The sequence below is a fragment of the Corallococcus exiguus genome, from assembly GCF_009909105.1.
Classification (GTDB): Bacteria; Myxococcota; Myxococcia; order Myxococcales; family Myxococcaceae; genus Corallococcus; species Corallococcus exiguus.
This window is the reverse complement of sequence record NZ_JAAAPK010000005.1, coordinates 617,239-639,806: the sequence shown is the minus strand read 5'-3', so window position 1 is coordinate 639,806 and position 22,568 is coordinate 617,239. Positions and strand designations below refer to the sequence as shown.

Annotated in this window: 19 protein-coding genes; 7 read left to right on the top strand and 12 right to left on the bottom strand. The window is 71.0% G+C overall.

The genetic code is table 11. From position 1 onward, the window contains the following. Window positions 1–41 precede the first annotated feature (41 nt). Window positions 42–809: an SDR family oxidoreductase gene (locus tag GTZ93_RS22825; RefSeq protein WP_139919277.1), complete on the bottom strand. Its 768-nt coding sequence runs from the start codon at window positions 807–809 to the stop codon at window positions 42–44. Window positions 810–931: 122 nt separating this feature from the next. On the opposite strand from GTZ93_RS22825, the gene GTZ93_RS22820 reads away from it, so the two are divergent. Beyond that, the gene (locus GTZ93_RS22820) at window positions 932–1,852 is read left to right on the top strand and encodes a LysR family transcriptional regulator (protein WP_139919276.1); all 921 of its coding nucleotides are present in this window, start codon (window positions 932–934) and stop codon (window positions 1,850–1,852) included. A gap of 1 nt (window position 1,853) precedes the next feature. On the opposite strand, the gene GTZ93_RS22815 is transcribed toward GTZ93_RS22820, so the two are convergent. From GTZ93_RS22815 to GTZ93_RS22785, 7 genes are all read right to left on the bottom strand, one after another. Further along, complete coding sequence (locus tag GTZ93_RS22815) at window positions 1,854–3,587, bottom strand: sensor histidine kinase (RefSeq protein WP_139919275.1); 1,734 nt, start codon at window positions 3,585–3,587, stop codon at window positions 1,854–1,856. A gap of 112 nt (window positions 3,588–3,699) precedes the next feature. Continuing rightward, entirely contained in the window at window positions 3,700–4,767 is a 1,068-nt protein-coding gene (gene cheB / locus GTZ93_RS22810; protein WP_161662981.1) for a chemotaxis-specific protein-glutamate methyltransferase CheB, read from the bottom strand. Then, window positions 4,764–6,914 (bottom strand): hybrid sensor histidine kinase/response regulator, encoded by a 2,151-nt coding sequence (locus tag GTZ93_RS22805; protein WP_139919804.1) that lies wholly within the window; start codon window positions 6,912–6,914, stop codon window positions 4,764–4,766. The genes cheB and GTZ93_RS22805 overlap by 4 nt, the downstream gene beginning before the upstream one ends. A gap of 3 nt (window positions 6,915–6,917) precedes the next feature. Then, window positions 6,918–8,561, bottom strand: a complete 1,644-nt coding sequence (locus tag GTZ93_RS22800; protein WP_139919803.1) for a methyl-accepting chemotaxis protein — start codon at window positions 8,559–8,561, stop codon at window positions 6,918–6,920. Continuing rightward, the gene (locus GTZ93_RS22795) at window positions 8,558–9,175 is read right to left on the bottom strand and encodes a chemotaxis protein CheW (RefSeq protein ID WP_139919802.1); all 618 of its coding nucleotides are present in this window, start codon (window positions 9,173–9,175) and stop codon (window positions 8,558–8,560) included. The genes GTZ93_RS22800 and GTZ93_RS22795 overlap by 4 nt, the downstream gene beginning before the upstream one ends. A gap of 12 nt (window positions 9,176–9,187) precedes the next feature. Further along, on the bottom strand, window positions 9,188–10,948 hold the full coding sequence (locus GTZ93_RS22790) for a CheR family methyltransferase (RefSeq protein ID WP_139919801.1): 1,761 nt from the start codon (window positions 10,946–10,948) through the stop codon (window positions 9,188–9,190). Beyond that, entirely contained in the window at window positions 10,945–11,430 is a 486-nt protein-coding gene (locus GTZ93_RS22785; protein ID WP_121754558.1) for a chemotaxis protein CheW, read from the bottom strand. Before GTZ93_RS22785 ends, GTZ93_RS22790 begins: the two co-directional genes overlap by 4 nt. A 213-nt stretch (window positions 11,431–11,643) precedes the next feature. Between GTZ93_RS22785 and GTZ93_RS22780 the strand changes: the two genes are divergently transcribed. The 3 genes from GTZ93_RS22780 to GTZ93_RS22770 all read left to right on the top strand — a co-directional run bounded on the left by GTZ93_RS22780 (window position 11,644) and on the right by GTZ93_RS22770 (window position 15,623). Continuing rightward, window positions 11,644–13,227, top strand: a complete 1,584-nt coding sequence (locus GTZ93_RS22780; RefSeq protein ID WP_139919806.1) for a phytoene desaturase family protein — start codon at window positions 11,644–11,646, stop codon at window positions 13,225–13,227. 73 nt (window positions 13,228–13,300) lie between these two features. Next, window positions 13,301–14,749, top strand: a complete 1,449-nt coding sequence (dgt, locus tag GTZ93_RS22775; RefSeq protein WP_139919800.1) for a dGTP triphosphohydrolase — start codon at window positions 13,301–13,303, stop codon at window positions 14,747–14,749. Then, window positions 14,727–15,623, top strand: a complete 897-nt coding sequence (locus GTZ93_RS22770) for a hypothetical protein (RefSeq protein ID WP_139919799.1) — start codon at window positions 14,727–14,729, stop codon at window positions 15,621–15,623. Before dgt ends, GTZ93_RS22770 begins: the two co-directional genes overlap by 23 nt. A gap of 6 nt (window positions 15,624–15,629) precedes the next feature. Here GTZ93_RS22770 and GTZ93_RS22765 read toward each other — a convergent pair whose 3' ends face one another. Together GTZ93_RS22765 and GTZ93_RS22760 are read right to left on the bottom strand one after the other, a co-directional pair. Continuing rightward, window positions 15,630–15,989 (bottom strand): VOC family protein, encoded by a 360-nt coding sequence (locus GTZ93_RS22765; RefSeq protein WP_139919798.1) that lies wholly within the window; start codon window positions 15,987–15,989, stop codon window positions 15,630–15,632. Between the two features lie 166 nt (window positions 15,990–16,155). Further along, the gene (locus GTZ93_RS22760) at window positions 16,156–17,940 is read right to left on the bottom strand and encodes a methyl-accepting chemotaxis protein (protein ID WP_139919797.1); all 1,785 of its coding nucleotides are present in this window, start codon (window positions 17,938–17,940) and stop codon (window positions 16,156–16,158) included. Between the two features lie 302 nt (window positions 17,941–18,242). Here GTZ93_RS22760 and GTZ93_RS22755 point away from each other — a divergent pair, with 302 nt between their 5' ends. Further along, window positions 18,243–18,452 carry a CsbD family protein gene (locus tag GTZ93_RS22755; RefSeq protein ID WP_120599533.1) on the top strand — a complete coding sequence of 70 codons (210 nt, stop codon included), beginning with the start codon at window positions 18,243–18,245 and terminating at the stop codon, window positions 18,450–18,452. A gap of 86 nt (window positions 18,453–18,538) precedes the next feature. On the opposite strand, the gene GTZ93_RS42180 is transcribed toward GTZ93_RS22755, so the two are convergent. Next, complete coding sequence (locus GTZ93_RS42180) at window positions 18,539–18,700, bottom strand: hypothetical protein (protein ID WP_167548270.1); 162 nt, start codon at window positions 18,698–18,700, stop codon at window positions 18,539–18,541. A 459-nt stretch (window positions 18,701–19,159) separates the two neighbouring features. Between GTZ93_RS42180 and GTZ93_RS22750 the strand changes: the two genes are divergently transcribed. Together GTZ93_RS22750 and GTZ93_RS22745 are read left to right on the top strand one after the other, a co-directional pair. Beyond that, a complete protein-coding gene (locus tag GTZ93_RS22750) occupies window positions 19,160–20,116 on the top strand; it encodes a universal stress protein (protein ID WP_257979303.1) in 957 nt (318 codons plus the stop codon). A 37-nt stretch (window positions 20,117–20,153) separates the two neighbouring features. Further along, window positions 20,154–22,019: an ABC transporter ATP-binding protein gene (locus GTZ93_RS22745; RefSeq protein ID WP_139919795.1), complete on the top strand. Its 1,866-nt coding sequence runs from the start codon at window positions 20,154–20,156 to the stop codon at window positions 22,017–22,019. 4 nt (window positions 22,020–22,023) lie between these two features. Here GTZ93_RS22745 and GTZ93_RS22740 read toward each other — a convergent pair whose 3' ends face one another. Further along, complete coding sequence (locus GTZ93_RS22740; RefSeq protein WP_120599536.1) at window positions 22,024–22,383, bottom strand: thioredoxin family protein; 360 nt, start codon at window positions 22,381–22,383, stop codon at window positions 22,024–22,026. Between the last annotated feature and the right edge of the window lie 185 nt (window positions 22,384–22,568).

Genomic DNA, 22,568 nt, shown 5'->3' with positions numbered 1-22,568 from the left:
GCACGCTGAAGGCCACCTCGGCAACAGGCGTGGGGAGCGGCTCAGGCCTGCTGGGTGGGCATGAGGGTGAGCTGCTGGAAGTTGATGTGCCGCGGCAGGGCGGTGGCGAAGGCGATGATGCCCGCGACCTCCTCCGGCGACATCCAGGTGAGCGACTTCCGAGCGCCCTCCAGCCAGGCCCGAGCGCCCGGGTCGGTGTTGCCGTCGTGCAGCGCGGTGTCCACCAGCCCCGGCTCCAGGGCCATCACCCGGACGAAGCGGGGGCCCAGCTCCGCGCGCAGGTGACGGGACAGGTGGGTGACCGCGGCCTTGGTGGCGCCGTAGACGTTGAAGTTCGGGTACACCGCCTGCGCGGCCACGGACGACACATTGATGAGGTCCGAGGGCCCGCCCGCCTTAGCAGCCGCCAGCAGCGGCTCCACGAAGGTCTCCACGACGCGCACGCTGGCCTTCACGTTCAAGTCGATCATCTGTTCCCAGTCCTCCGTGGGGTGCGCCTCCATGGGCGTGGGCCGCATGAGGCCGGCGTTGTTGAGGACCAGGTCCGCGACGCCCAGCTCGCCCGCGATGGCCTTCGCGGCCTCCTTCACGGACCGCGCGTCCAGCACGTCGGTGCCCAGGGCGAGCGCCCGGCCACCCCCTTGCGTGATGGTGGAGGCGAGCGCGTCCAGCCGCTCCTTGCTGCGTGCGAGCAGGGCGACGCTCGCGCCGTCCCGTGCGAGGCGCAGGGCGGTGGCGGCGCCGATGCCGCTGGAGGCGCCGGTGATGACGGCGATGCGGCCGGACAGGGGCAGGGTGGGGGATGCCATGGGAGGACTCCTGCTCGCGCTAGGGAAGGGTGCTGCTTTCGCGAGACAGGACAAGGGATAGGAAATGGGCGCTTCCGGGAGTAGGTCTGGAATCTGGATGGACTCCTGAGGAAAGCTCAGGAATGGCTCTCACTCCGCTCAATGCGTTGCACCAGTTCCTCGCTGTCGCCCGGCACCGAAGCTTCGCGGCCGCGGCGGCGGAGTTGGGCGTGTCCGCCTCCGCGCTGAGCCACACGGTGCGCCAGTTGGAGGAGCGGCTGGGCGTGCCGCTGTTGTCGCGCACGACGCGCAGCGTGGCGGTGACGGCGGCGGGGCGGCGGCTGGTGGAACAGGCGGGACCGGGCGTGGCACAGGCGCTCGGGGCGCTCAAGGAAGCGTCCTCGCAACCTGGGACACTGACGGGCGCGCTGCGCTTGACGCTGCCGTCCACCGCGCTGCCCTTCGTGCTCACGCCGCTGCTGGCCTCGTTTCGCGAGCGCCATCCCCAGGTGGAGCTGGACCTGGTGGTGGAGAACCGCAAGGCGGACATCGTCGCGGAGGGCTTCGACGCGGGCATCCGGCTGGAGGAGTACCTGGAGCGGGACATGGTGGCGGTGCGCATCGCGCGCCCGTTCCGCTTCGTCGTGGTGGGCACTCCGGAGTACCTGGAGCGCCACGGCACGCCGGTGAAGCCGAAGGACCTGCTCCAGCACGACTGCTTCACCTATCGCTCGTCCAACACCGGCGCGCTGCTGCCGTGGGATTTGGAGAAGGGCTCGCGCACGTGGCGGCTGCCGGTGCGCGGCGCCGTCACCACCAACGACGAGCGTGTCTGGCTGGGGCTGGCGGAGGCCGGCCTGGGCCTGGCGTACGTGCTGGAGTCTCAGGTGGAGAGGCAGCTGAAGGCGGGCACGCTGCGCCGCGTGCTGGAGGAGTACGCCGCGTCCGTGCCGGGCCTCTTCCTCTACTTCCCCAGCCGCGCGCAGGTGTCACCCGCGCTGCGCGCCTTCCTGGAGCACGCGCGCCAGGTGCTCACCCCGCCCGCGCGGAGGAAGGGGCGCTGACTCAGTGCTCGTAGGTGTCGCGCGGACGCGACATGCCACCGGAGGCCGCGGCCTGCGGGGCGGCGACGGGCATTCCCACGTGCGCCACGGGCAGCGTGAAGTTGAAGACGCTGCCGGTGCCCAGGATGCTCTCCGCGCGGATGGAGCCGCCGTGCGCCTCCACCAGGCCCTTGGCGATGGCCAGCCCCAGGCCGGTGCCGCGGGCAGCCGCGTCGCGCGCCTGCCAGTAGCGGTCGAAGATGTGCGGCAGCGCGTCCGGCGTGATGCCGTTGCCCGTGTCGCGCACGTCGAAGGACACCTCGCCGCCGCGCATCACCGCCTTCACCGCCAACGTGCCGCCCGGCGGAGTGAACTTCACGGCGTTGCCCAGCAGGTTGCCCATCACCTGGAGCACGCGGCTGCGGTCGCACTTCACGCGCAGGCCCTCCGTGGGCAGGTCCGCCTCCAGGTGCAGCCCCTTGGCCTCCGCCAGCGGCCGGATGGCCTCCAGCGCCTCCGTGGCCAGCGCCACGGCGGTGTGCTCGCCCAGCTCCAGCGGCAGGTGGCCCGCCTCCAGGCGGCCCCAGTCCAAGAGGTCGCTGATGAGCCGCGACATGCGCTCCGCCGCGTCGTTGATGCGCGTGGCCTGCTTCGCCACCGCCTCGCCGCCCGGCTTGCCCGCGGTGCCGCGCAGGAGCAGCGCCGCGCCCAGCTGCACCACGCCCAGCGGGTTCTTCAGGTCGTGCGACACCACCGCGAGCAGGTCTTCACGGGCGCGGGCGGCCCGGCGGGACTCACCCACCAGCCGCGCGTTGTCGATGGCCAGGCTCGCGCGCAGGCACAGGTCCTCCGCCAGCGCCAGGTCGTCCGGGCCGTAGCGGCGCCCGGAGCCGGAGCTCACGAACGTCACCGCGCCCAGCGTGTGGCCGCGCGCGCGCAGCGGGATGATCATGTACGAGCGGGCCTGCAACGCCTCCAGCATCGCCGGGTGCGCGGGCTCCGCCGCCGCCGCGCGAAGCAGCGACTCCGTCACCGCGGGCACCAGCTCCGGCTCACCCGTGCGCAGCACGCGCAACAGGCCCACGGGCGCGTCCTCGCGAACCTCCGTGCGCATGGGCAGGCCCCGGGCGCGCTCCTGCTGCGTCGGGTCCAGGCACGCCACCGCCGCGCGGCCCACCCACGGGCCCTGCTCCAGCGCGTCCACCAGACACCAGTCCGCCAGGTCCGGCACCGCCAGGTGCGCGAGCAGCGTGTACATGCCCTGCGGATCCGGCGGGTGCGTGAACAGCGTCGTCATCGCCTGGTACAGGAAGGAGCGGCGGCGCTCGGCGGTCTCCACCTCCGCGCGCGCGGCCTGCTCCAGCTCCAGCGCGCGCGAATAGACGGCTTCGGCTTCAGTGAGCGCCCGCGCCGTCACCAGCACGACCGGGGACGCATCCGCGTCCGTGCCCAGCGGCGTGAGCACCAGCGCGTGTCGGCGGATGCCCTGCGCACCCGGCCACGGCGCCTCCACGGTGGTGGACTCGCGCAGCGTCACCACGCGGACGCGCGCGGACTCCAGCGCGGCCAATGCCTCGTGCGGCAGCCCCAGCTCGCTCCAGTGCCGCCCCGACAGCGCGCCTGCCTCACGGCCGAGCGCCCGGGCGCCCGCCGCGCTACACGACACCAACCGGCCCGTGCCATCCAACAGATAGGCAGGGTCGGGGATGGCGGCGAACACCGCTTCGTAGGCCAGACCGGTTGTCAAAGCGCTCATCGGGGGAGAGGGGGCGAGGGGATGCCCGGATTGGACCCGATATTGACACTCCGTTCCAGGCCCGCCATTCCGGCCACCCACTCCGCCGAATGAATTTCACTCAACGAACACTTCAGATGAGCCGCCCCGTGGGCTGCATCAATGCCAACAGTCGGCGGGCAATCTGCCCGAGCGGCAGGACCTCGTGCGCCAGGTTGGCGCCCACCACCACGGCGGGCATGCCGTAGACGACGGACGTCGCCTCGTCCTGGGCGATCACCCGCCCGCCTGCCTGGTGCAGGTCCCGGATGCCGTCCAGGCCGTCCTGACCCATGCCGGTGAGCACGACCGCCAACGCCGTCTGACCGTAGGCGCGGGCCACGGTGCGGAAGAGCCAGTTGGCGGACGGGCGGAAGCCCTGGATGGGCGCGGCGCCGGACACCTGCGCGCGGTAATCGGCGGTGACACCCAGGTGCTTGTCGTCCGGGGCCAGGTACACCGTGCCGGAGACGAGGGGCTCGCCGTCCTCGGCCACCTTCACGCGCAGCTTCGTGGCCGTGCCCAGCCACGTGGCCAGGCCGGAGCCGAAGCCCAGCGCGATGTGCTGCACCAGCAGGATGGGGGGCGGGGGCGTGTCCCTGCCTCCCAGGTCGGAGAGGATGCGGTAGAGCGCGGCGGGGCCTCCGGTGGACGCGGCCATCGCCAGCACGGCGGGCGGGCGGGCGCCGGGCGTGGGCGTCACCTCCGGCGGGGGCTGCGGCGCGGCGGCGCGGTCCGGCCAGCGGCGCACCACCTTCACCTGGGCCATGGCCTTGAGCGTGTCGCGCAGGCGGCGGCTGTCCGCCTCGAAGTCCGGCGACTCCGGGCCCACCGGCTTCTGGAGCACCGCGAGCGCCCCGGCCCTCAGCGCGGCCATGGACGTCTGGATGTCACGCTCCACCAGCGTGGACACCACCACCACCGGCGTGGGCACCTCCGTCATGATGCGGCGGGTGGCGTCCAGGCCGTCCATGCGCGGCATCTGGATGTCCATCGTCACCAGGTTCGGCTGCAGGCGCTGGCACAGCTCCACCGCCTCCAGGCCGTCCTTGGCCTCGCCCACCACGGTGAGCGCGGGGTCGGTGCGCAGGATTTCCACCAGCAGCCGCCGGGCGGTGGGCGAGTCCTCCGCCACCATGATGCGCAACGGTTCGGTCTTCATAGCAGTCGCCTCAGTGTCTCCAGCAGGCTCGTGGGGTCAAACGCGCTCTTCACGATGTACGCGCTCGCGCCGGCTTGCAGGCCGCGCGCCTTGTCCTCGGGCTTCTCACGCGACGTGACGAGCACCACCGGCACCCGTCCGAAGCGTGGAGAGGTACGCACGGCCTCCGTCACCTGGAAGCCATCCATGCGCGGCATCTCCACGTCCATCACCATCGCGTCCGCGCCGCCCGCTTGCAGCCGCTCCCACGCCTCCGCGCCGTCCGCGCACGCGATGACGTCGTAGCCGGCGCCCTCCAGGATGCTCTGCTCCAGCATGCGCGTCGTGGGCGAGTCGTCCGCCAGCACCACGCGCCGGCGCGCCACCTGCTCCTTGGGCGTGGGGAAGAACTGGGCGGAGGGGCGTCCCCCCGCGGCCCGCACCAGCGACGCGGGGCTGAGCAGCAGCGCCATGCGCCCATCCGGCAGCACCGCCGCGGCGGCCACGTGCCGGGCCCGCTTCACGCGGCTGCCCAGCGAGCGCACCAGCACCTCCTGCTCCGCGATGACCTCGTCCACCACCAGCGCCGCCTGCGCGGTGCCCGCGGACAGCACCACCGCGGGGGGCCGCGTCTTCGGCGGTCCCGGGGGCAAATCCAACACGCCCGCGAGCGACGCCAGCGGCACCAGCGCCTCCGGCGTCACCCAGGACATGCGGCCCTCCACCTCGCGCACGTCGGAGGGCGACAGGCGCAGCAGCCGGTCCACGCCCTCGCTGGCGAGCGCCAGCACCTGCCCGCCCACGGACACCAGCAGCACGCGCAGGGTGCTCAGGGTGAGGGGCACGTCCAGCGTGAAGCGGGTGCCCTGGCCCGCCTTGAAGGCCACCTCCACGCTGCCGCGCAGGGCCTCCACCTGGGCGCGCACCACGTCCAGGCCCACGCCCCGGCCGGACACCGCCGTCACCTTCGCCGCGGTGGACAGGCCCGGCAGGAACACGAGCCGCGCCGCGTCCTCGTCGTCCTCGGGCGCTTCCATGCCCCGGGCCCGCGCGCGCTCGCGCAGCGCCTCCAGGTCCAGGCCGCGCCCGTCGTCCTCCACCGCGACCTCCACCCGGCTGCCGCGAAGCCTCGCGGACAGCACCACGCGGCCCTCCTCCGGCTTGCCGTGGCGCACGCGCTCCTCCGGCGCCTCCAGGCCGTGCGCCACCGCGTTGCGCACCAGGTGCAGCAGCGGTTCGCGCAGGGACTGGAGCAGCGAGCGGTCCAGGTCCAGCCCGCCGCCGTGCACCTCCATGCGCACGCGCCGGCCCAGGCTGTGCGCCACGTCGCGCGCGGCGCGCTCCAGGCCGGTGCAGCCCTCCTCGAAGGGGAGCATGCGCGCGCGGCGCACCTCATCATCCAGGCCGGTGGAGGACTGGAACAGCGCGCGGCGGTCCTGCGCCAGCACGCGCGCCACCCGCGCCAGCTCCAGCTCCACGCGGCGCAGCGTCGCCTCGGACTGCGTGCCGCGCACCCGCTCGCGCAGCCCCATCACGTCGTCGCGCAGCGCCTCCAGGGATTCGGCGTGGCCCTCCAGGCGCAGCATCGCCACGCGCAACTCACCACTGCGGCCCAGCAGCGCGTCCAGCTTCTGCCCGGACACGCGCACCGGCAGCATCTCCCCGCTGGCCTGCGAGGGGAAGGAGAGCTCCGGCTCGGCCTCCGCGGGCTTCTCGTGGGGAGCAGGGGCGGGCGGCGCCGACTTCGGCGCGGTCACTGGAGGCTGGGTGGGCGAGCCGTGCGCGGCCTGCTCCAACTGGGGCAGCAGCGCCTCCAGCGGTGAGCCGGACAGGTCCTGGCGCGCGGCCAGGCGGCGGCCTGCGTCGTCCAGCGCGTCCACGGTGGCGAAGCACAGCTCGAAGAGGTCCGGCGACGGCGCGCGCCCGTGGATGAGCGGCTCCAGCACCTCCTCCATGCGGTGGCAGGCGTTCTCCACCATGCTGGCGCTGGCCGCGCGAGACGCGCCCTTCACGCTGTGCAGCGTCCGCAGGATGCCGGGGACGAGCTCCTTCGCGCGCGCCGGGGCCTGCTCCAGCGCGAGCAGGTCCCGGTTGAGGGACACGACGTGCCCCTCCAGCTCCTCCAGGAACGAGTCCAGCAGTGCCTGCGCCAGCCTGTCGCGATCCATGGGTTAGCGCCCGAACTCCCCGAGCAGCCCCTTCAACTTCTGGCCCATGGCGTTGATGTCCTGCATCGCGCGCTCCGTCTGCCGCGACGAGATGAGCCCCTGCTGCGTGGCCTGGTTCACGTCGTGCATCGCCTGGCGGATCTGCCCGATGCCGGTGGCCTGCTGGTTGGCGGACGCGGCGATTTGCGCGGCCGTGAGCGACGCCTGCGTGAGCAGGTCCGCCAGCTGCTGGATGGTGGCGCCCGCCTCCGTGACGACGCGCGTGGCGGCGGACACGCTCTTGGTGCCCTCCTCCGTGGTCATCACCGCGCCGTGGGTGGCCTTCTGGATTTGTCCCAGAATCTGCCGCACCTGCGCGGTGGCCTTCTTGGACTGGTCCGCCAGGGCCTTCACCTCGGAGGCGACGACGGCGAAGCCGCGGCCGTGCTCGCCCGCGCGGCTCGCTTCAATGGACGCGTTGAGCGCGAGCATGTGCGTCTGCTCGGAGATGTCGTTGACGGTGGTGATGATGTCGCCAATGGCCTGGGCCTGCTCGGCCAGGGCGAGGATGCGCGACGCGATGGACTCCACCTGGTCGCGCACGGCGCCCATGGAGGACACCGCCTCCTCCACGGCGCGGCGGCCGGAGCGGCCCACCTCCTCGGAGTGACGGGCGGACTCGCTCACCGCGCGGGCGCGGCCGGCGGCCTCTTCCGACGTCTTGGTGATCTCCTCGATGGTGCTCACCGTCTCCGTGACGGCGGTGCCCTGCTCCTGGGCGCCGGCCACCTGTTCGGTGGTGCTGGCGAGGATTTCGGAGGACGCGCCGGCCAGCTGGTTGACGAACTCCGCCACGGTCTTGAGCGTGTGCTCGCGCTGCTCGGACTGCTTCGCCAGCTGGATTTCCGCCTGCTGGCGGCGCTCCGCCATGGCGTTGAAGGCGCCGGCCAGGTCGGCCATCTCGTCCTTGCCGCGCACGTCGATGCGGTGGGTGAGGTCGCCCTTGCCCAGCTGCTCCGCGCCGAAGGTGAGCTTGCGCAGGGGGTCGGTGATGCCGCGGGTGATGACGAAGCTGCCCACGCCCACGATGGCCAGGCCCAGGAGGGTGCCCAGCGCCAGCACCCAGACGCTGCGCTGCGCGGCCTGGGTGGCGGCGTCGGAGTACTGCCTCCAGCGGTCCTCCTCCGTCTCGCGCATCTCCGCGATGAGCTCCCGGATGACCTCCATCTCCCGCTGGCCGCGGTTGGTCTTCACCACGGCCTGGGCCGCCTCGAAGCCCTGCTCGCGGCGCAGGCGGATGGTGTCGGCCACTTCGTCCAGCTTGCTCGCGACCAGCGGCTCCAGCTTCACGAAGCGTGAGCGCTGGTCGGGGTACTTCGCCATCGCGGGGCGCAGGGCGTCCAGGTCCGCGCGCAGCTCGGTGATGGCGTTCTGGTACGGGCGCAGGTAGCTCTCGTCGCCGGTGAGGAGGAAGCCGCGCTGGCCGGTCTCCGCGTCCACGATGAGGGCGCGCGCCTCGCGCAGCATCTTGTAGTTGTTGTGGGCCTCCAGCAGGCCTTCCGTGGTGGTGGTGAGCTGCTGGGCGCCCTGGAAGGCCACGCCGGCGATGATCAGCAGCACCATCAGGGACAGCCCGAAGCCCAGCGCGATGCGATTCCCGATGCTCATGCGACTCCTTCTTCGGAAAGCTCGAACACGAGACGCTCGTCGGCGAGGAGGGCCTCTCCCTCCAGGACGAGCGTGCCGTCGGGGCTGACGCCGGACACCAGCGCGCCCGCTTCCTCTTCCAGGGAGGGGGGCGCGGGCAACATCTCCGTGACCGTCAGCACCGCCACCTCCATCACCTCATCCGTGCGCAGGCCCAGCTCCGCGCGGGCCGTGCTGCCCACCACCAGCACGGGGCCGGTGCCCTGCGCCGCGGGCCGGCCGAACAGCGGGGCCAGCTCCACCACGGGCAGCACCTCTCCGCGCAGGAGCGTCAGGCCGCGCAAGAGCGGCGGCGCGCCCGGCAGCAGGGTGAGCTCCGGCGCGCGCATGACCTCCAGGATGAAGCGCGACTCCAGGGCATACAGCTGGCCCGCGGCCCGGAAGCGGACCATCTCCCGCTGGCTGCCGGGCAGCACGGGGATTTCCGCCGGGCGGGCCAGGGCGAGGGCGCGCGCGTCGAGCGCGGCGAGGGCCGCCTCGTCGGTGGGGGTGTCGCATTCCTCGGTGGCGCGCTCCAGCGCTGCCATCCGGGCCCGGGCCTTGTCCCAGTCGATGTTTCCCTCGCGCTTCGGCATCCGCTCGCCTCTTTAGCCTTCCGTCCGCTCCAGGCGCCGCCACTCCGCGCGGGCCACGTCCGCCAGCGCTCCGGCCCGCTCACCTTCCGCCAGCGGCACCAGCGCCTCTGGCGACAGCTTCCGGCACAGCCCTTCCGCCTCGCGGTAGGACCGGGCCGCGGCGGCGGCCTGGTCCTGCCGGCGCAGCACGTGGCCCATGAGCAGGTGGCCCACCGCGAGCCCCGGCTCCAGGTAGAGCGCCTGCCGGGCGGCTCTCTCCGCGTCGGACAGCCGCGCCTGTCCCAGGAGCAGCAGGGCCTCCAGATACCGCAGACCGGCGACCAGTGGGTGACGAACCGAGGCCTCCTCGCAGGCGAACAGCGCCGCGCGCGGATCCAGGTTGGCCAGTGCACGAACCGCGGCCAGGGCGCCCTCCGGGTCGGCCGATTGGGCCCCCGCCCGCCGGGCCGCCTCGCGCCAGTCGCCGCGGGCCAGCGCCACCCGTACGGCCTCCAGGGCCTCCACGCTGAGCGTGAAGCGGGTGCGGGTTCCGGACGTGGACGCATCACCGGTGCGAGCCGCCGGAGCTCCCGAAGCAGGAGCACTAGAGAGGGCTCCCACCGACGAGGGCGCACCACCGCCGGCAGGTCCGAGGCCCGAAGCGGGAGCGCCGCCGTAGGAGCCGGCCCCCGAGGCCGACGTGCCGGTCCCTGACGCCCACGGCGGGGAGACACCCGCGGTCGCACCATCCGCTCCGGTGGTGAACGTCCCCGGCGCGACTCCCGAGGAACCTCCCGCCGGAGACGGCCGGGCTCCCGGAGACGCGGAGGCTCCAGGGGCCACCGCGGGGAGCGAACCCGCACCGGGACGACCGCTGGAGACAGCACCCGGCGTGCCCGCGGTGAAGGGCGTGCCATCCGCGCGCAGCGGCGCCAGGGGCTGGAGCGGGACGAAGTGCCCGGCGTTCGAGCCGGCCAGGGGCTTGCGGTACAGCACGCCCCACTCCGTGAGGACGGGCTCGAACGGCGCGTAGTCCCCGAGCGGTGGATCCGACGGACCCGTGAACAGGTACCCGCCGTCGTCCAGGGACGCATGGAGCCTGCGCGCCACGCCCTCGATGGTGGCGCGGTTGAAGTAGATGAGGACGTTGCGGCAGAAGATGACGTCCAGCTGCCAGAGGCCGCTCTCCGCCGAGGGCCACGTCTCCAGCGCCAGGTTGAGGTAGCCCAGCTGCACGTGGCGCTTCACGTCCTGCGACAGCTGGTAGAAGCGGCCCTCCTGCTTGAGGTGGGGACGCATGCGGTCCGCGGAAGGGCCGCGCAGGGACCAATCCGTGTAGCGGGCCTGCTGGGCGCGGCGGAGCGCCGTGCGCGACACGTCCGTCGCGCGCACCGTCATGTGGTCTTCCCAGCCCTCGGCCATCAGCAGCGCGGTGATGGAGTAGGGCTCCTCGCCGGAGGAGCACGCCGCGCTCCACGCGCGCAGCAGGTGGCCGGGCCCCTGGCGCTCGTGTAATTCCGGCAGCACCACGCGGCGCAGGTGGTCGAAGTGCTCGTGGGTGCGGAAGAAGTACGTCTCCCCGATGGTGAGCTCGGTGAGCAGGTCGTCCAGGAGCGCGTTGTCGAACGACACCTCGCGCAGGTAGACCTCCACGTCGTCCTGGTTGGCGCGGGCCATGGCGCGCTGGATGCCTTCCAGCGCGGCGGCCAGGCAGCTGGGCGCGGCGAGCCCGGCGCGCTGCTCCACCAGGGCGAGCACCTCCTTGAAGCCCGGGGGCAGGACGCCGCCAATCAAGCAGGCTCCGGAAGGGCTCCAAGCGCGCTGTCGAGTTGCAGGGCCTCCGCCTCGGAGAGGAAGGAGCGCAGGTCGTGCACGAGCACCAGCCCGTCCGTCAGCTTCGCGGCGCCGGCCACGTACCCCACGCCCGGCAGCTCCCGGGGAGACGGGTCCCACTCCCCGGGGGTGACGGCGTGCAGCCCTTCGGCCCGGTCCACGCGCATCGCCACCAGCCGTCCACCGGTGGAGGCGACGATGAAGTGGTCCATGGGGGACAGGGCGCGAGCGGGGTGGCGGAAGCGGCGGCGCAGGTCCAGCACGGGCAGCAGCTCACCGCGCAGGTTGAGCAGGCCCTCCACCACGTCGGGGGCCTGGGGCAGGGGCGTGAGGCGCGCGGCGCGCACCAGCTCGCGCACATCCTCCACGGGCAGGCCGTAGCGCTGCCGCTCCAGGGTGAACAGCAGGACTTCCTGTGGGCCGGCCTCCGAGGGGGGATTCATGGATGCGCGTCGCAGGCTACAGGAGGCAGGTCACCCTGGGGATTCAGGATGTGGGCCCGTCTTCCAGAGAACGCTCCGAGGGGATGGCGTGGGGCCTCTGCCTGAAGCCAACGCCCGGCGGGACGCCAGGAGTCCCGGACGGAAACGCTTTTTCGTCCGGGCCGTCCTCAAGGGATGTCGCCAGGTGGCATGGGGCCGGGCATCGTGAGGCACATGGTTCAGCACGTCATCGTCGTGGGCGCGGGCCCGGGAGGCCTGACGGCCGCCATCAACCTCGCGGGGCAGGGCTTCCGGGTCACCGTGGTGGAGAAGGACGCGGTGCCCGGCGGCCGGATGAAGGGCCTCACGCTCGGGCAGGACGGCGAGTACGCGGTGGACACGGGCCCGTCCATCCTCCAGCTGCCGGGCATCCTGAAGCAGATCTTCTGGCGCGCGGGGAAGCAGCTGGAGGACTACGTCACGCTGGTGCCGGTGGACCCGAACACGCGCGTGCACTTCTGGGACGGCACGCACCTGGACACGCGGAGGGACCTGGAGCGGATGGGCCAGGACCTGGAGAAGTTCGGAGCGGGGAAGGGGCGTGCGCTCCAGGATTGGATGGAGGACGGGAGGAGGAAGTACGCGCTCGCGTACGAGAAGTTCATCTGCACGAACGCGGGCAGCCTGGACTACTACGCGCCCTGGAGGCTCGCGCCCACGCTGCGTTTCAAGCCGTGGCAGACGCTCTACCGGCAGCTGGACTCGTTCTTCCACGACGACCGGATGACGTACGCGCTGGCGTACCCGTCGAAGTACCTGGGGCTACACCCGACGACGTGCTCCTCGGTGTTCAGCGTGATTCCGTTCATCGAGCTGTGCTTCGGCGTGTGGCACGTGCAGGGCGGTTTCCGGGAGCTGTCGCGAGGGATGATGAAGTGCGCCCAGGACCTGGGCGTGACGTTCCGGATGGGCACGGCGGTGGAGCAGGTGCGCACGGAGGCCGGGCGCGCGGTGGGAGTGAAGCTCGCGAGCGGCGAGGTGTTGGACGCGGACGCGGTGGTGGTGAACGCGGACCTGGCGTACGCGGCGCAGAAGCTGTTGGCGCCGGAGCTGCGGGAGGGCTCGAGGCTGTCGGACGGGGCGTTGGAGCGGGCGAAGTATTCGTGCAGCACGTTCATGGCGTACTACGGGTTGGACACGACGTACGCGGACCTGCCGCACCACCTCATCTACCTGTCGGAGAGCGCGAGGCGCACGGACAAGGACGCGCTGGAGGACCGCACGGTGGACGTGGACGACCCGCCCTTCTACGTGTGCAACCCGGGAGTGACGGACGGCACGGGAGCACCGAAGGGGCACTCGACGCTGTACGTGCTGGTGCCCACGCCCAACACGGCGCGCCCGGTGGACTGGGCGAAGACGGAAGCGACGTTGCGCGAGCGCATCCCGAAGATGCTGGAGAAGGTGGGCATCAAGGGATTGCGAGAGCACGTGAAGGCGGAGCGCTACTTCACGGCGGAGACGTGGAGGGACGACTTCAACGTGTTCCGGGGAGCGGTGTTCAACCTGTCGCACACCTGGATGCAATTGGGCCCGCTGAGGCCACGAGTGAAGAACGCGCAGGTGGAGGGGCTGTACTTCGTGGGCGGAGGGACGCACCCGGGAAGCGGGCTCCTGACCATCATGGAGAGCGCGAACATCGCGGCGGACTACCTCACGCGTGAAGCCGGCAAGGGTCCGCTGAAGGGCTGGCCCTACGTGCCGCCCATGGAGGACGCCGGAGAACAGGCGCCGCTCCGCATGGCGCGGAGCGGCTGAAGACACGCGCCGGGTCCTCTCATGTCAGACCTCCCCGCTAGGTTCGGCGGCGTCGTCGAAATGGGGGGACACCATGGCGTTGGATTGGAAGCGCTTGCTGTGTGACACGCGGATCCGCGAGGCCGAGGGCGGACGGGCCTCTGCTTCGCTGGAGGACGATGGCCGGTCCGAGTTCGATCGGGACTATGACCGGACCGTCTTCTCCACTCCGGTCCGGCGCCTCAAGGACAAGACCCAGGTGTTTCCGCTGGAGCCGAACGACGCGGTCCGGACGCGCCTGACGCATTCCCTGGAGGTCTCGACGCTGGCCCGGGGACTCGCGCGTGGCGCGGCCCGCTGGATGCTGCGCGAGGGCCACCTCGATTCCAGCCAGCAGGTGCTCGACATCGAGGCCATCGCGGCGACGTGCGGCCTCATTCACGACCTGGGAAATCCTCCGTTCGGCCATGCGGGCGAAGAAGCCATTGGCAGCTGGTTCCGGACGCACTTCGGAGCGGAGGGGCAGGGGCTTCTTCATGAGGCGGAGACCGCCACCGTGCGTGCCGGCCAGCTCCGGAGTGATTTCTTGCGGTTCGAGGGAAACGCCCAGACGCTGCGCATCGTGTCGCGCCTTCAACTGCTCGCGGATTCCTACGGGCTGAACCTGACGGTGGGCACGCTGTCGGCCGCGATGAAATACACGGCGGCCTCGGATGAGACGTCCGACACCGGTCCCGCCGACAGGAAGAAGCCCGGCTATTTCGCCTCGGAGCAGCGCCTTGTGGACAGGGTCCGGTCGCTCACCGGAACCGGGACCGCGCGCAACCCCATCGCGTACCTCGTCGAGGCCTGTGACGACATGGTCTACGCGACCGTGGACATCGAGGACGGGGTCAAGAAGGGCCTCGTGAGCTGGCCGGAGGTCGAAGCCTTCCTGGAGAAGCACGACGACTCGGGCATGGCGAAGACCGTCCTCAAGAGCGTCCATGACTACATCGAGAAGGCGGACACGCCGCTGGAAGGGCGGGCTCGGGACGAGGCCCTCGCGCAGCACTTCCGGACGATGGTCATTGGTCACGCCAAGCGGGAAATCCTCGCGGCCTTCCAGCGGCATTACGCGCGGCTCATGCAGGGAGAGGCGCTGGAACAGGGAGACCTCATCGGTGCCAGTGGGGCGTCCCGGCTCATCGAGGTGTGCAAGCGCTTCGGGCGTGAGCGCGTCTACAACGCCCCGGAGACGCTCCGGCTGGAGACCCTGGGTCGCCGGGTCATCCATGGGTTGATGGACATCTTCTGGGAGGGGGCTCAGGGGTGTCCGGTCCCCGTGGACACGGCGGGCAAGGACTGGAAGAAGTTCAACAAGAGCCCTGAAGGCAAGGTCTACAACCTGCTGTCGAGGAACTACCGGACCGCGTTCGAGTCCGCCTGCGAGAACTCGAGCCTTCCTCCGCTGTACCATCGCATCCAGTTGGTGACCGACTACGTCTGTGGAATGACAGACACCTTTGCTTGCAGCCTCCATGCGCAGCTCACCCACGGATAGCGCCATCCTCCACGACCCGCGGCGGGTCCTGCGCAAGCGTCTGAGCGACTTCGTCACCCGTGTGCCGCATCCCTGGCACGGTGCGATGCGGACGCTCCTGGACGTCTTCCGGGAGCATGACTGGCAGGTCTTCGTCTTCGGCGGCACGTTGCGGGACCTGCTGGCTGTATCGGCGACGGCGGCGCCCCGGGATGTGGACCTGGTCGTGGCGGGCGCGACGGGGTCCGCGCTGCGAGCCGCGTTCTCCCGGGAGTTGGTCCGGGTCAACCGGTTTGGAGGGCTGCATCTCCAGGTGCGGAAACTCCCCGTGGACATCTGGACCCTGGAATCCACCTGGGCCTTCCAGCAGAAGCTGGTGCACGGCGGGGACTTCGCGCACCTGCCCCGGACGACGTTCCTCAACGTGGAGGCCGTGGCCGCGGAGCTGGACACCCGGAAGGGTCGTGCGCGGCGGGTCTACGGAGAACCCTTCTTCCGCGCGGTCCGTGAGCAGGTGCTCGACATCAACCTGGAGGAGAACCCCTACGCGGGCCTCTGTGTGGTCCGGTCCCTGCTCACGGCGCGGAAGCTCCACTACGCACTGGGACCCCGGCTCGCGCGTTACGTTGCCCACCATGGCTCCCGCATCGATGCGGCGGAGCTGGAGGCCATTCAGCTCTCCCATTACGGGCGCATCCGTCTCGACCGGGACCAGTTGACGCGCCTGATCCGCATCGTGAGCGGGAAGGGGATGGCCACGCGGCCGAGGCCCGTCGAGCTTCCCCAGGTGCGTCAGCTCGAATGGAAGCTGCCGCGTCCCCAGCAGCTCGACTGGCACTCCCGGGAGTGGAGGTCCAAGTCCCGGGAAGAGCTCACGCTTCAGAGCACCGGCTGACCCTTTTCAGGGGCGGCAGCTCACCTCCACGAGGAGGCCGCCCGGTGCGCGGCAGTAGACGAGGGTGCCCCGGTTGTTGCGGATGACGTCGGACACCTCCAGGCCGTCGGCCTTCGCGCGCTCATGGAAGGCGAGCACGGGGGCTTCGGAGTCCTGGAGGAAGCCGACGTGGAAGTCCTCGGGGAAGACGTCGGAGTCGCGCTTGCGGCGCTGGAGGATGAGCACGAAGCCATCCGTCCCGCCGAGCATGGCGATGGCGGGCGAGTCATGGTTCTTCGCGTGCGACGTGAAGCCGCAGTAGCGCATGAAGAAGCGGGCGGTGGCCTGGACGTCGGGGACCTGCAGATCAAGGTGATTCAGCTTCATGGTGGACCTCGCGAAGGCACACGAATGCCTTCGAAGGGCCGTGGGTCCTGAATCCCGAAGGAGACGGACAAGTGCTTCCACCATGGAAGTGACCGGGGCTCACCGAACCGGTCCGCCGTTTTTCGACCGGTAGAGAGGCTAATGCAATGGCAGACGGAATGCCAGACTACGAAACGTACCGCTCCGCCAGCTCCGACACCTGCCCCGTCGCCTGGGCCACCGCCGTCGCCGCTTCCTGCGTGGTCCCCAGCTGACGCAGCGTCGCGGCCATCAGCTCATCCATCTCACTCACCGCACCGAACAGCTGATCCACGCCCGCGTGCTGCTGCGCCACGGCTTCCGCAATCTGCCGCACCGCGGACGCGGACTCGTGCGTCAGCTTGATGAGCTCCCGCAGCCGCTCGCCGCTCTTGCGCAGTGGCACCAGCGCCGCCTCCACGCCCGCGGAGCTCTTGTCCGCGGTCACGACCGCCTCGCCCGTCGCGGTCTCCATGCCTTCCAGCAACCCGCGCACCTGGCCCGTCGCCTTGATGGACTGGTCCGCCAGCTCTCGCATCTGCCGCGCCACCACCGCGAAGCCCCGGCCCTGCTCGCCCGCGCGGCTCGCCTCGATGGCCGCGTTGATGGCCAGCATGTGTGACTGGTCCGCCAGCGACTTCACCACCTCCGACACCCGGCCCACCTCGCGGGCGCGCGTGCCCAGGTCCACCACCTGCTGGTTCAGCCCGTGCGTCAGGCCGCGGATGTCGTCGAGCCCCTGCACCGTGCCCGCCAGCGACTCCTCGCCCAGCTTGCCCATCGCCGCGGCGCGCTCCGCCACCTGCAGGACGCTCCCCGCGCGGCTCGCCGCCAGCTTCGACATCTGCTGGATCTCCTGCGCCGTCGTGCGCGCCTGGTGGATGGCCGACGCCTGCCGCGACAGCGTGCGGTTCTGCTGGTCGCTCGCCTCCGTCAGCCGCGTGCCCGCCTTCGCCAGGTGCCCCGCGGACGAGCTCAGCGCCCGGGGCAGCTCCTGCAACTGCTCATAGAGCAGCCACGTGCGCGCGGACAGGTCGCCCAGCTCATCCGTGGACACCCACTGCGGCGGCGCCGCGCGGCCCTCCACCAGCGCGTCCAGCGACGCCCCCACCGCCCTCGCGCCCTGCGCCAGCCGGCGCGCCGCCCACGCCGCCGTGAAGATGGCCCCCAGCGCCGCGAACCCGCCCAGGAACGCCACCGGCAACGTCAGGTCGCGCTGCAACGGCTGGATGCGCGAGCGCACCCGCGCCGCGCCCCGGTACTCGCCCGACAGCTCCAGGTCGTCCGCCAGCGACGACAGGTTCTTCTCCAGCCGCAGCTGCAACGTGGCGATGCTCGTGATGCACGTAATCAACAGCGCGGACACGACGATGGCCGGCAGGAACCAGCTCTGCCGGGGCAGGAACAGCCCTTCTCCCGCGGGGCGCTCGTGCGGCGCGCGGCGGAACGCCTCCAGCGTCACCGCCGCCAGCGCCTTCTCGTAGAGCATGTACATGATGGGCGCGCTGAAGAGCCCCGCGCTCATCGCCACCGCCACGCCCACCAGGATGACGCGCGGCGGCCGGTCCAGCGCCAGACCAATGGCGCCGTTGAAGAAGATGCCGCCCAGGAACCAGCCCGACTGTGCCTCCACGAACGTGAGCACGCCTGGCAGCCGCAACAGCCGTCCCAGCCGCTCCGCGGGGCTCGCCTTCGCCTCCACCGCGTACCGCAACAGCGCGCCCACCGCTCCAATGGGCACCACCAGCGCCAGCCCGCCAATGACGATGGGCGTGACGACGCCCAGCACGAACCCCGTGTGGCTCGCGTCCACGTCCAGCAGCTGCATGTCGACGTAGATGGCCGGCGCCACCGCCACCGTGACGACCAGCGTGCGCAGCAAGAGCAGCTTGAAGAGCAGCGCCTGGGTCGAAGGGGGGGATGGCTGTGTCATCAGGTGACGGATCCGGTTGAACGGCTCAAGCCTGCGGGCGAAGTGCGGATGCGTCAATGCAACGTCTTCGTCTTGCGAGCCAGACTCCCGGGTCTCCGCGAATAACAGGGACGCAACGGGTAGGCAGGGCAGGGCGCGTGTCGTTTCAGCTCGCGCCGTACACTGTCCATTGCCTGACATTCCGACCTGTCGCGGCCCGAGCAGGGCGACCGTGCGGACGAGCCACCGTCACCTGCCGCCCGCCCATGACGTGCGCACGTTGTCCTCCACAACGATTCACACACCGACGTCAGGAGGACGCCATGGGCGAGTGGACTGACAAGGCCAAGGGCAAGGTGAAGGAAACCGTGGGCGTGGCGACGGGCGACCGTTCGCTGGAAGCCGAAGGCAAGGCGGACACGCTCAAGGGCAAGGTCAAGGGCGTGGTCGAGGACGTGAAGCACGCCATCAAGGACAAGGTCGACGAGCGCGAGGAAGTGCGTCGCGGTGACGCGGATCCGTATCAGCGCTAGCGACACACCCCACACCGCCGTTGAAACCGTTCGGGCCGCGGAAGCTGATGCTTCCCGCGGCCCGAGCTGTCTTCAGCGGCGCGTGCTCACTGCCGCATCTTCTCGCAGGGACACGCCACCTCCAGGAAGGTGGTGGACTTCCCGCTGAGCATCACCCAGAGGCAGCGCAACACACAGGCTGTCCCGAACTCCCGGTAGATGAGTCCCAGGTTGGAAACCACCTCACGTCCGGTGATGACCCCGCGCATGTTCCCGCTCCCTTGCGACCTGCCGTCCGACCCGCCGCCCATGGCCTCGTGAGAAGCCGGTCAGAGGTCTTTGCAAAGGGCTGGCCGAGCCTCTGAAAACACCCCCATGCCCCAAGGTCCTGCGGTGAACGTCTCAAACCGTTGAAATGGCGGCCCTGAACGCATGCCTGCCCTGGAGTCCTTGAACGAAGCGGTGGGGCGCCCTGAAAACGTTACAGAAACAGGACGGCGTCCAGAGGATGGAAGGCCTGTCCGCCTGCCCTCGCCGGAGCGTCCCGCCGGGCCAGGCCGCTCGCGTGCTCCGCCGCCAGGCTGCGGACCCAGCGTCCCCGCAAAAGACGGGTGGCACATCCGCCGACGGGTCTGAATGTATGTCCATGAGGGCCCGCGTAGGCGGTCAGCCCTTCCGCGCGGTGCGTTCCAGCGGTGAGGTGGAAGGGAGTCGAGATGAGGCCAAACGTGTCTTCCCGAAGGAGTCTGCCGCTGCTGCCCGACGGCGTCCTCCGCGCTCAGCGGGGGCTGCGGCGGGTGGCGGTGGGGTTGGACTTCTCCCTGCAGTCCGAGTTCGCGCTCGCCCGTGCGCTGCGCCTTCCGCTCGCGCACGGAGCGGCCTTCAGCGTGCTGCACGTGAGCCCGCGGTTGGATGGCCACTCCGGCCCGGATGGGACGGTGGACGGAGAGCAGTGCCTGCGCCGGTCGGTGACGTCCGCGGCGAAGCGGCTGCGGCAGCGGCCGGACGTGGACGTGCGCGAGGAGCTGCGCACCGGTGACGCGCCGCACGAGGCGGCGGAGCTGGCGAAGGACCAGGGCGTGGAGGTGCTGGTGGTGGGCCGGCCGCACCTGCCCCAACCGGCGAAGCCGCTGCCGGACGACGCGATGGTGATGCGGCTGGTGCGGGAGGTGGACGCGTCCGTGCTGGTGGTGATGCCGCACCCGGGCCGCGTCTACCACCGACCCCTCGTCGCGGTGAACTTCTCACGGGAGTCCCGCCGCGCGCTGGAGCTGACGATGCGCCTGTGTCCGGTCTCGACCCCCATCGAGGTGCTGCACGTGGTGGACCTGCGCGAGGAGGAGGAGGCCCTGCGCCGTGAGGATGTCCCCTTGACGCGGCAGCTGGGGCTGCTGCAGGAGCGCGAGGACGCGGCGCGAAGGGCGCTCGGGCGCTTCCTGGCGCCGTACCGGGAGACCGGCCGGGCGCTGGAGATCCGCCTGCGCTTCGGAGACCCGTGCGAGTGCATCCTCGCGGAGGCCCGGGATCGCGACTCGGACCTGCTCACGCTGGGCATGTCCTCCGCGAATCCGCCCACCACGTTGACCGAGGGCGTGCTGCGGCATTCACTCTGCGACGTGCTCATCTCGCGGCACGCCGCCCCGCCCGCCGCCCTGCCGGACGGCGGGGGCGCACCGGCTTCCTGAAAGCAGGGAAGTCCAGCGCGGCGGGCGTCGAGGCGTTATGAGGGGCGGCACCTTGCCACCTCCCACGCCGTCGACACCGCCATCGCTCCGGGCCCGTCTGAAGAACGCGGGCGTCCTCTTCAAGCAGCTGCCCGGCACCTTCCACCTCTTCTGGCGGGCGAGCCCCCGGGGCGCGGTGGTGCTGGGCGTGCTCACGCTGGTGGCGGCGGTGTTGCCGGCGGGCATCGCGTGGGTGGGCAAGCTCATCGTCGACACGGTGGTGGCCGCGGCGAAGGGCGACGTGGCGGCGAACTCGCGCGTGGTGGGGCTGGTGGCCACGGAGTTCGCGCTGATGGTGGCCTCCGCGGTGGTGGAGCGGGGGCTCACGCTCACCAAGGACCTCCTGCGCGCGCACCTGGGCAACCTGCTCAACGAGCGCATCCTCCAGAAGGCGCTGGACCTGGAGCTCAAGCACTTCGAGGACTCGGACACCTACGACAAGATGCAGAACGCGCGGCGGGAGGCGAACGCGCGCCCGCTGTCGCTGGTGATGCAGGCGTTCAGCATCGTGCGCAACGTCATCACCCTGTCCACCTACGCGGTGCTGCTCGTGGCGCTGTCGCCGTGGAGCGTGGTGGTGCTGCTCGCCGCGTCCATCCCCGCGTTCATCGCGGAGGCGCGGCTGGCGGCGGAGGGCTTCCGGCTGTACTCGTGGCGCGCGCCGGAGGGCCGCAAGCTCAACTACCTGGAGTGGATCCTCACGCGCGACAGCACCGTGAAGGAGGTGAAGCTCTTCGGGTTGGGGCCGCTGGTGCTGGGCCGCTACCGCGACCTGTTCCAGAAGTTCTTCGCGGAGGACCGGGCGCTCGCGCGCAAGCGCATGGTGTGGGGCCTGGGCCTGGGCCTCTTGTCGCTGGCGGCCTTCTACGGCTGCTACCTCTTCGTGGCGAGCCGCGCGGCGGATGGCGGCATCTCCGTGGGTGACATGGTGCTGTACCTGGCCGTGTTCCGGCAGGGGCAGGCCGCGTTCCAGGGCATCCTCACCAGCGTGGGCTCCATGTACGAGGACGCGCTCTTCATGAGCAACCTCTTCGCCTACCTGGACATCCCCACGTTGGAGAACGCGCCGAGGCTCCTGCCCGCCGTCTCACCGCCGCGCGGGAGGAGCAACGCCATCGAGCTGCGCGACGTGTCCTTCCGCTATGCGGGCAAGGACGCGTGGGCGCTGCGCAACGTGAACCTCACGCTCAAGCCCGGCCAGAAGCTGGCGCTGGTGGGGGAGAACGGCGCGGGGAAGAGCACGTTGGTGAAGCTGCTCCTGCGCATGTACGAGCCGACCGAAGGCCAGATTCTCTACGGCGGCGTGGACACGGCCCAGATGGGCGCGGACGACCTGCGCGGCCGCTTCGGGGCGGTGTTCCAGGACTTCGTGCGCTACCAGTTCAGCGTGTCGGAGAACATCGGCCTGGGACACGTGCCCGCGCTGGAGGACCGGCCCGCCATCGAACGGGCGGCGGAGCAGGGCGGGGCGAGCTCCGTCATCGCGACGCTGCCGTCCCAGTACGACACGATGCTGGGGGGCTGGTTCGAGAAGGGCCAGGAGCTGTCCAGCGGCCAGTGGCAGAAGCTGGCGGTGTCGCGCGCGTTCATGCGTGACGACGCGGAGGTGCTCATCCTGGACGAGCCCACGGCCAGCATCGACGCGGAGGCCGAGCACGCCCTCTTCGAGCGCTTCCAGGCGCTGGCCGCGGACCGCATCGCCATCGTGATTTCGCACCGCTTCTCCACGGTGCGCATGGCGGATCAAATCGCCGTGCTCCACAACGGCACGGTGCAGGAGCTGGGCAGCCACGACGAGCTGATGGCGCTGGACGGGCGATACGCGCACCTGTTCCGGCTGCAGGCGCGCGGCTACCGGGACTGAGGGCTCAGGCCTGGGCCTTGGCGCCGCCGGGCAGGTGGTCCCGGATGACGCCCAGGAAGTACGGCTTGCCGTAGTACTGGCTCATCTTCCCCAGCAGCTTCCCGTTGCGGAACAGCAGGAAGGTGGGGATGCCGTACAGGCCGAAGCGGGTGGCCAGGGCCTCGTGCTCGTAGGCGTTGACCTTGACGACGCGCATGGGGGCGCCGTCCAGCTCCTTGAGGAGCTCCGGTTCGGCGGCGGCGTAGATGTCGCAGTTCGGGCAGCCGGGGCCCCAGAAGTCCACCACCACCAGCTCGTCGCGGGGCTCCATGACGAGCGAGTCGAAGGTCTCGGTCGTCGCCTCGATGCTTACGGGATGCGCCATGGCGCCCTTCCTAACGCCCGGGGGGACGGGCTTCCATCCGGGTTGCCTGGACCCGGGGCAGGCGGCCGGGAGGGATGGAGGGGCGGGCGTGTCAGGTTGTCCAGGTATGTCTACAGGACGTCGGGTGGACGAAACCCGACATGCACACTGCTCACGAGGGCCCAAGGCGCCGTAAGGTGCGAGCC

Bases quoted from the DNA above. Each gene is read 5' to 3' on its own strand.
- GTZ93_RS22825 (WP_139919277.1), bottom strand. From the start codon at position 809: ATGGCATCCCCCACCCTGCCCCTGTCCGGCCGCATCGCCGTCATCACC.
- GTZ93_RS22820 (WP_139919276.1), top strand. From the start codon at position 932: ATGGCTCTCACTCCGCTCAATGCGTTGCACCAGTTCCTCGCTGTCGCC.
- GTZ93_RS22815 (WP_139919275.1), bottom strand. From the start codon at position 3,587: ATGAGCGCTTTGACAACCGGTCTGGCCTACGAAGCGGTGTTCGCCGCC.
- cheB (WP_161662981.1), bottom strand. From the start codon at position 4,767: ATGAAGACCGAACCGTTGCGCATCATGGTGGCGGAGGACTCGCCCACC.
- GTZ93_RS22805 (WP_139919804.1), bottom strand. From the start codon at position 6,914: ATGGATCGCGACAGGCTGGCGCAGGCACTGCTGGACTCGTTCCTGGAG.
- GTZ93_RS22800 (WP_139919803.1), bottom strand. From the start codon at position 8,561: ATGAGCATCGGGAATCGCATCGCGCTGGGCTTCGGGCTGTCCCTGATG.
- GTZ93_RS22795 (WP_139919802.1), bottom strand. From the start codon at position 9,175: ATGCCGAAGCGCGAGGGAAACATCGACTGGGACAAGGCCCGGGCCCGG.
- GTZ93_RS22785 (WP_121754558.1), bottom strand. From the start codon at position 11,430: ATGAATCCCCCCTCGGAGGCCGGCCCACAGGAAGTCCTGCTGTTCACC.
- GTZ93_RS22780 (WP_139919806.1), top strand. From the start codon at position 11,644: ATGGTTCAGCACGTCATCGTCGTGGGCGCGGGCCCGGGAGGCCTGACG.
- dgt (WP_139919800.1), top strand. From the start codon at position 13,301: ATGGCGTTGGATTGGAAGCGCTTGCTGTGTGACACGCGGATCCGCGAG.
- GTZ93_RS22770 (WP_139919799.1), top strand. From the start codon at position 14,727: ATGCGCAGCTCACCCACGGATAGCGCCATCCTCCACGACCCGCGGCGG.
- GTZ93_RS22765 (WP_139919798.1), bottom strand. From the start codon at position 15,989: ATGAAGCTGAATCACCTTGATCTGCAGGTCCCCGACGTCCAGGCCACC.
- GTZ93_RS22760 (WP_139919797.1), bottom strand. From the start codon at position 17,940: ATGACACAGCCATCCCCCCCTTCGACCCAGGCGCTGCTCTTCAAGCTG.
- GTZ93_RS22755 (WP_120599533.1), top strand. From the start codon at position 18,243: ATGGGCGAGTGGACTGACAAGGCCAAGGGCAAGGTGAAGGAAACCGTG.
- GTZ93_RS42180 (WP_167548270.1), bottom strand. From the start codon at position 18,700: ATGCGCGGGGTCATCACCGGACGTGAGGTGGTTTCCAACCTGGGACTC.
- GTZ93_RS22745 (WP_139919795.1), top strand. From the start codon at position 20,154: ATGAGGGGCGGCACCTTGCCACCTCCCACGCCGTCGACACCGCCATCG.
- GTZ93_RS22740 (WP_120599536.1), bottom strand. From the start codon at position 22,383: ATGGCGCATCCCGTAAGCATCGAGGCGACGACCGAGACCTTCGACTCG.